This window comes from Streptomyces sparsus, from assembly GCF_054776295.1.
This window is the reverse complement of sequence record NZ_BAAHCA010000666.1, coordinates 1-2,735: the sequence shown is the minus strand read 5'-3', so window position 1 is coordinate 2,735 and position 2,735 is coordinate 1. Positions and strand designations below refer to the sequence as shown.

General features: G+C 72.2%; 3 protein-coding genes and 1 pseudogene. All 4 read right to left on the bottom strand.

Translation table 11 applies throughout. The features are described 5' to 3' along the window. Positions 1-202 (bottom strand): annotated as a pseudogene (locus tag ACYVE9_RS21865) (hypothetical protein); the annotation flags it as partial. A 173-nt stretch (positions 203-375) separates the two neighbouring features. Then, positions 376-1,209 (bottom strand): DUF4397 domain-containing protein, encoded by an 834-nt coding sequence (locus ACYVE9_RS21860; RefSeq protein ID WP_461029596.1) that lies wholly within the window; start codon positions 1,207-1,209, stop codon positions 376-378. A gap of 330 nt (positions 1,210-1,539) precedes the next feature. Next, positions 1,540-2,157, bottom strand: coding sequence for a DUF4383 domain-containing protein (locus ACYVE9_RS21855; RefSeq protein ID WP_461029595.1), 618 nt, complete (start codon positions 2,155-2,157; stop codon positions 1,540-1,542). A 234-nt stretch (positions 2,158-2,391) separates the two neighbouring features. Continuing rightward, positions 2,392-2,735: RNA polymerase sigma factor (locus ACYVE9_RS21850; protein WP_461029594.1), on the bottom strand; the 344-nt coding region annotated here is incomplete at its 5' end.

The following is a 2,735-nucleotide window of genomic DNA, read 5'->3' as shown; positions in this document are numbered from 1 at the left end:
CCCCGGCCCGGCCGCCGCGCGCCCCGTCCGGTTCCGCTTCCGCCTCCGGTTCGGGCTTCGTGTCCGCCGCCGCAGGCCGCGACTCGCCGAAGTCCGGGGGCGGTGCCGGGTCGTCGGCGCGCACCACGAGGAGGAGAACGGCGCTCACGGCCACAGCGACGCAGCACACGACGAACCAGCCGGACCGCAGTACGTGGCGCATGGGGACTCCTCCTCAGCCTGCTCGTCGATCTCGTCGATCCCGTCGGTGCCTAATCCCGCGCATCGACGACGCCAGGACGGGCCCCGGCCGGGGGTTCCCGGCCGGGGCCCTGGAACGTCCGGCCGGGAAGCACGACCGACCGCGGCCCGTCGTGTGGCCGGACGTCCGACCGGTCAACCGTGCTGTCCGGCCCGACGGCGGAGGACCAGCACGCCACCGGCGAGAGCCAGCACACCGGCCGCGCTCCCGGCCATCCAGGTGTCGGAGGAGTTCACTCCGGCGGCCGCGCCGTTGCCGCCGGCGTGCACGGCGTCGGGCGAGGAGTGCATGCCGCTGAACGTCTGGACCTTCAGCTCCAGGTTGTCGTCCTCGGCACTGCCCCAGGCGTAGACGACGTTGCTGGTGCCCTCCTTGAGGTCGAGGTCGGCCGGGCCGATCGCGACGTCCTCGGTACCGGCCAGGGTCACGTCGGCCTCGACCGTGCCGGCGTCCACCTCAACGGTCTCCTCGCCGGAGTTCTCCAGCCCCTCGAAGACGGGCGTGCCGCCGGCACGGACGTCCACGGCCGGGGCCGCGGCAACGTGCCGCACGGTCAGCCGGGACTCGCCGGCCGGTACGTCGGACACGTCGTTGACGAACGCGGTCAGCTGGGGCTCGCCGTCCGCGTTCAGGTGGGCCGCGACGGTGGCGTTGGCGCCCGCCGGGACCTCCACCTCCTTCTCGATGGCGGCGTCACCCTCCGGGTCCGCGCCGGCCTCGAACACCTGGATCTCGTAGGTGCCCGCGTCCAGGGCCTGCGGCTCGGCGAGGGTGCCGGGCTCGAAGTCGGGGAGCAGTTCGTCGCCGTTGGCGTACACGTCGACGGTCATGCCGGGCACGCCGTGGAAGACGGACACCATCGCCTTGTCGTCCTCGGCGGTCGGGGCGGCGCCGGCGGGCGTCGCCGCCAACGCGAGTGAGCAGGTGCCCACGGCGGCCACGATTGCTGCTGCGGTGCGCGAGTTCATCATCGGAAATCCCTTCGCGACGGTCCCCGAGCGGTACGGGGATTTGTCTACCTCTTCTTTTGACCCCGCCGAACTGGATGCAGGCGAGGCGGAGTTGCAGAAGAAAACGGTTCTGACGGCCGGAGTGCACCGGCGCGCCGCAGCCGGAGTCGGATGTCGACGGCCGAGGCGCGCTGGACACAGGACGGTGGGGACGTCCGGCCCCTCGCCGTCCCGCACACCGGTGCTTCTCCCTCTCGGGTCAAGCTGCTCTCCTTCCGAGGTCGGGCGTCCGGCAACGGGACCGGGCATCGGCGTCCGGCATCGGGGTCGGGCATCGGGGGCGGTCGGTCAGGTCGGCTCGCGGCCGGCGGCCGGACCAGGTCGTGCGGGCTGCCGCGCCTGTGCACCGGTGACCTGCCGGGAACCCGCACCCGTGACCTGCCTGGGCGCCGCGCCGCCGAGCGCGGCCAGGCGCTTCTCGCGGGACGCCTCCTCGCGGGACGCCTCCTCGGGGTGCCGGCTGCGCCAGTACGGGTTGTCGTGCGGCAGTCCGCCGCTGACCCGCCCGTACATGCCGAAGGTGAGGATCAGCAGCCCCATCACGAAGCTGAAGATGACGTTCGGCATGCGGAAGGCGAGCACGTTGGCACCGCGTTCCAGCACGATCAGGTGCACGAAGCCGCTGGCGACGAACAACCCGCCGATGGTCATGTTGAGCGTGGAGGCGAAGTTGCCGCCGACCACGGCTCCGCCGATCAGCAGCAGACCCACCACCACCGAGATCAGGCTCAGCAGCCCGTTGCTGGACAGCCCGGCGACCGTCTGGCCCGTCGTGTCGAAGAAGGCGAGCCGGTCGAGGAACCCGAGCGTTCCGAAGGCGAGCAGGATGAGGCCGCTCAGGGCGGCGCCGACCCGGTAGACCGTGGCCAGCCGGTGATCGGTCGGCAGTTCGTCGCTCAGTTTCATGACCGGCTCCTCGCGTGCGTGTGGATCCTCTTCGGTCCCCCGGCACCGCGGCGCTGTGCGCGGCGCCCTCCGTCACGTTCCGCCCCTGCTTTGCCCTGTCCTTCGTTCCACCGAGCCGTTTTGGATGGGTATCAGGTGATTTTTGTTGTTTCTCCTATGGTCGCGCTTTCCTTCTCGGTCCCGCCACCTCCGCGCGACCGGCCGCCTCGGGGCCGGGCCCGTGCGCGCGTTCCCTCACTGCGGGACGGAGGCCTCTTCCAGCACCCGGCGCAGCCGTTGCAGGCCCCGCCGGACGTGGCTCTTGACGGTGCCCAGCGGGAGACCGGTGCGCTCGGCGATCTGGACCTGGCTCAGGTCGTCGTAGAACGCGAGGGAGAGCACCCGGCACTGGGCGGGCGGCAGCTTGGCCAGTTCCCGGGTGACGAGCAGCCGGTCGAGTACGGCCTCGGTGTGCGGCTCCGAGACCGGGCGGGCCTGCTGCGCGCCGACCGCGGCCACGAGCGCGGTGCGGCGGGTGCGGGCGGTCAACGCGTCGGCGACCTTCTTGCGGGTGATGCCGACCAGCCAGCCGCCGAGCG

Bases quoted from the DNA above. Each gene is read 5' to 3' on its own strand.
- ACYVE9_RS21860 (WP_461029596.1), bottom strand. From the start codon at position 1,209: ATGAACTCGCGCACCGCAGCAGCAATCGTGGCCGCCGTGGGCACCTGC.
- ACYVE9_RS21855 (WP_461029595.1), bottom strand. From the start codon at position 2,157: ATGAAACTGAGCGACGAACTGCCGACCGATCACCGGCTGGCCACGGTC.